The organism is Bacillus sp. GMs2/2, assembly GCF_050172095.1.
Taxonomy (GTDB): Bacteria; Bacillota; Bacilli; order Bacillales; family Bacillaceae_G; genus Bacillus_A; species Bacillus_A cereus.
Map to the genome: position 1 here is coordinate 1 of NZ_JBNLYE010000409.1, position 3,266 is coordinate 3,266.

Genomic DNA, 3,266 nt, shown 5'->3' on the forward strand with positions numbered 1-3,266 from the left:
TAAGTTAAAATGATTTAAAATAAATTCTTTTCAATAAGAAAGGGGTAATATAAATGAAAATAAATTATTTTGTAGAAGATGACAATGGGAATTCCGAGAAGAAGATTACAATTAATGGAGAAATGATTAAATTTCCAAACACATATAGTTATGTGTATAAAGAGCCAGTTCCGCAAGATAAAAAAATTGAAGAATTAGTGCATGGATTAATTCATAATATGGATGTCACTGTTAATTCATCAGCTTTGAAAGGTCAAGTAGCTCAAAGGGTGTTTGTAGGAGAACGTGCCATTCGTTCTGGTGAAGATCTTCAGAATCTTAACATTAAATCAAACCGTGGTAAGCATAGACAAGATACTACAATTATGACAACAGTTAGTGCAATTGCTTGTCGTTCGGTTCAAGATATGTTTAAAAATCAAAACTCAATAGAAGAAGGTACAAATATAGAAACAATTGTTTCTATGGTTACAGCTTTACCAGCTAGTGAATGGACAAAAGAAAAAGCAAAACAACTCTCTGAAAGGTTTACAAATAGTAGTCACCATGTAACGGTAACTGTTGGTGATTTGAGAGTTTATGTAACTTTAAAATTTGAAAAAGTAATTGTTGTACAAGAAGGGACTATTGCCCTATTTGCTTTAATCGAAGATGGTAATGGGAAATATAGAAATGATGACATATTTAATGAGTTTAAAGAAACTTATGATATGAAAGATATAACGGGTGAATACTTCCAAGAAAAACGTCTTCTACACATAGACATTGGTGACGGAACAACAGAATATGTTGTTACAAAAGGCTATGATTATGATAATGATCACAGTTCAGGAGAAAGACATGGTATAGGTCATGCGATTGAACGTGCTAAAAAAGATTTTGAAGATGAATGGGGTTTTGCTATACAAAGACAAGAGTTTGCCGGATATCTAAAAGAAGAGCATCCTAAATATTATGAAGATGCTAAGAAGTTCTTAGCAAGAGCTAAATTTAATTTAGCTGATGAAGTATTAGATACTGCGGAAACTAAATTACAAGATTTAAAATATGACGTAGAAGTCGTGGTTGTCTATGGCGGTGGAAGTATCCAATTAAAAGAAAATCTTTTCGAAGATCTAAAAGAAATTTGTGATTCTAAAAAAATTAAAATATTATGGATTGATGCTAAGAACGCAACGGAAATGAATGTTAAAGGCATGACAGTATTTAGTTCAATTGCATTTCAAAAAGAACAAGTAAAATAGGTGATTATGATGGCTAAACCAAAAGCGATTCAAATTCCATTATCGGAGAAAATGCGTCAAAGATGTCCAGAACTATTTGTTTGGATAGAATCACAGGAAAACCCTAATGAAGCTACAAGAAAGGTGTTAGAACATTTTATAGCGTTATACGGGACACAAAGTGTCGATAACGAAGAGATTAAGCTTGGAATGGCTAAAGACTTGTTAAGTGCAAAAGGCATGCTACAAGGAGATATCCCAAGAGGTTTACCTTCCAAATCACCTTTAACGTACAAACAGCCAGAAGAGGGTAATGTAATTGAAGAAGTTGAAAGCTCAATAGGAACTGCAAATGAAGATAATCAGCCAAAAAATGTTCATATTGAAAAATCGAAAGAAAAAACTCAAGAAGATCCAGTAAATAAACCTATAAAAAGAAATATAGATATGAACAAGTGGACGAATCAATAATGTTCTAAAATGAATTTTAAAAGTTACATTTTTATGAGAAGAAGCAAAAAACAACAAGATGCATAATGACATGAAGGAGTGCTTACTTATTAGAGAAGGCACTCCATTTTTGTATTTTAGATAAGAGATGTTTTATTTAATACATACTTTTACACAATGAAAGTGGTGAGTTTATGGAAATGCAAAGTAGTAAACAAAAAAAGCGTCCTCAAATTTTTAATTCTTTACTGTTTTGGGTAATTATTCTTATTGTATTGTTCGTATTTAAATCAGTTTTTTTACAAGTCATAGGTATTCTATTGATTATTGCTTTTACTTGTTTAGGACTTTATTATCTTGGTTATTTGTTGCTTGGAATAATATCCTTAATTATAGTAGTAGGTAGTGTTATATGTGCCATATGTGTATTAGGTTATCTTTTATATCTTTAAAATGTAAGAAGGAATGAGAAATATGGGAAAATACCCAATTGAATTTACAATTATATCTCCAAATGGAGAAGTATATGAACCGGATATTGTATACATTACAGCAAATACCCCTGATGCTGCTATTAAACAAGTGGAAAAAGAAATCGAGTCCAGAATGGGAAAGTATTATACATATAAAGTTAAAATTAGTATTCAGAATGAGGAAGAGCAACTTTCCTTATTTTAAAAGATTTTAACAAGGTAAATTAAATCTAAAATTTATTTTGTGTGTAAATAAAAATAGAGGGGATTATCCCCCTCCGTTTCCATGTGCATATTGAACAATTAGGTCTTTGACAACTTTGCTTACCGGAGTTTGTACACTAAATGTTAAAGCCACAGCTATTAACAGTCCAATAGATTTATGATGTAGTTTCTTCATTTAAATCACCCTTTTTAAAATATATTCTTCGTTTTCCTAGATAACTCGAAATATTCGCACGATTTAAGGTAGTTCTTTTGCTCATAATATCTATGCGCTAAATGCTCTTGATATTCCTTAGTATACTCCGATATTTTCTGTTTTTCAAAATATTCAATACCTTCTAAAATGATAATTTCTAATTGTGAAGCATCTACATTATCATTTAATGCTTGTAAGATGCGAAAATGATGTAAATACTCTTCAATACCAAGATTTTTACAGATGTTTATGCCTCGCTCGATACGCTCACAAGCTTCTTCTTTTTCGAGTAATTTAACGTATTCTCTTGCTTCTACGAATAAAGCTTTATAGTTGTTTAGCATTTTTTTATTAACTTCTGAAAGATATTGAATTGCTAAATCAGGACGTTCCTGTTTGGCATGCATTAAAGCTATGTTTTGTTTTACCATTAATATGAAGGTCTCTTCTTTTATTGTTTCAAAGGTGTTTAATGCTAATGTATAATGCTTATTCGCAAGTTCAAATTCATCTAACTCTGCATAAGTTAATCCAAAAAGATTATTACAAAAAGCAAGGTTAGTTTCACATTCAGCGTATTTACAAAATATTTCTTTAGCCTTTGATAATTCTTGTAAGGCTAAAAAGCCATTGTATGAATCATACAATGTATATCCTAACATATAGTGAAATTCAGCAACCTCTAATTCGTTATTAATA

Annotated in this window: 3 protein-coding genes and 1 pseudogene; 3 read left to right on the top strand and 1 reads right to left on the bottom strand. The window is 30.6% G+C overall.

Annotation, left to right across the window (positions count from 1 at the left end; translation table 11 throughout):
• The first annotated feature begins 53 nt into the window (after positions 1-53).
• From ACQGS6_RS25200 to ACQGS6_RS25210, 3 genes are all read left to right on the top strand, one after another.
• The gene (locus ACQGS6_RS25200; RefSeq protein WP_426965782.1) at positions 54-1,244 is read left to right on the top strand and encodes a ParM/StbA family protein; all 1,191 of its coding nucleotides are present in this window, start codon (positions 54-56) and stop codon (positions 1,242-1,244) included.
• 9 nt (positions 1,245-1,253) lie between these two features.
• The gene (locus ACQGS6_RS25205; protein ID WP_223266686.1) at positions 1,254-1,694 is read left to right on the top strand and encodes a hypothetical protein; all 441 of its coding nucleotides are present in this window, start codon (positions 1,254-1,256) and stop codon (positions 1,692-1,694) included.
• A gap of 453 nt (positions 1,695-2,147) precedes the next feature.
• Positions 2,148-2,351 (top strand): hypothetical protein, encoded by a 204-nt coding sequence (locus ACQGS6_RS25210; protein ID WP_061687769.1) that lies wholly within the window; start codon positions 2,148-2,150, stop codon positions 2,349-2,351.
• A 209-nt stretch (positions 2,352-2,560) separates the two neighbouring features.
• Here ACQGS6_RS25210 and ACQGS6_RS25215 read toward each other — a convergent pair.
• Positions 2,561-3,266: pseudogene (locus ACQGS6_RS25215) on the bottom strand (hypothetical protein); the annotation flags it as partial.

Excerpts from the sequence above, each read along its gene's own strand:
- ACQGS6_RS25200 (WP_426965782.1), top strand. The coding sequence starts at position 54 with ATGAAAATAAATTATTTTGTAGAAGATGACAATGGGAATTCCGAGAAG.
- ACQGS6_RS25205 (WP_223266686.1), top strand. The coding sequence starts at position 1,254 with ATGGCTAAACCAAAAGCGATTCAAATTCCATTATCGGAGAAAATGCGT.
- ACQGS6_RS25210 (WP_061687769.1), top strand. The coding sequence starts at position 2,148 with ATGGGAAAATACCCAATTGAATTTACAATTATATCTCCAAATGGAGAA.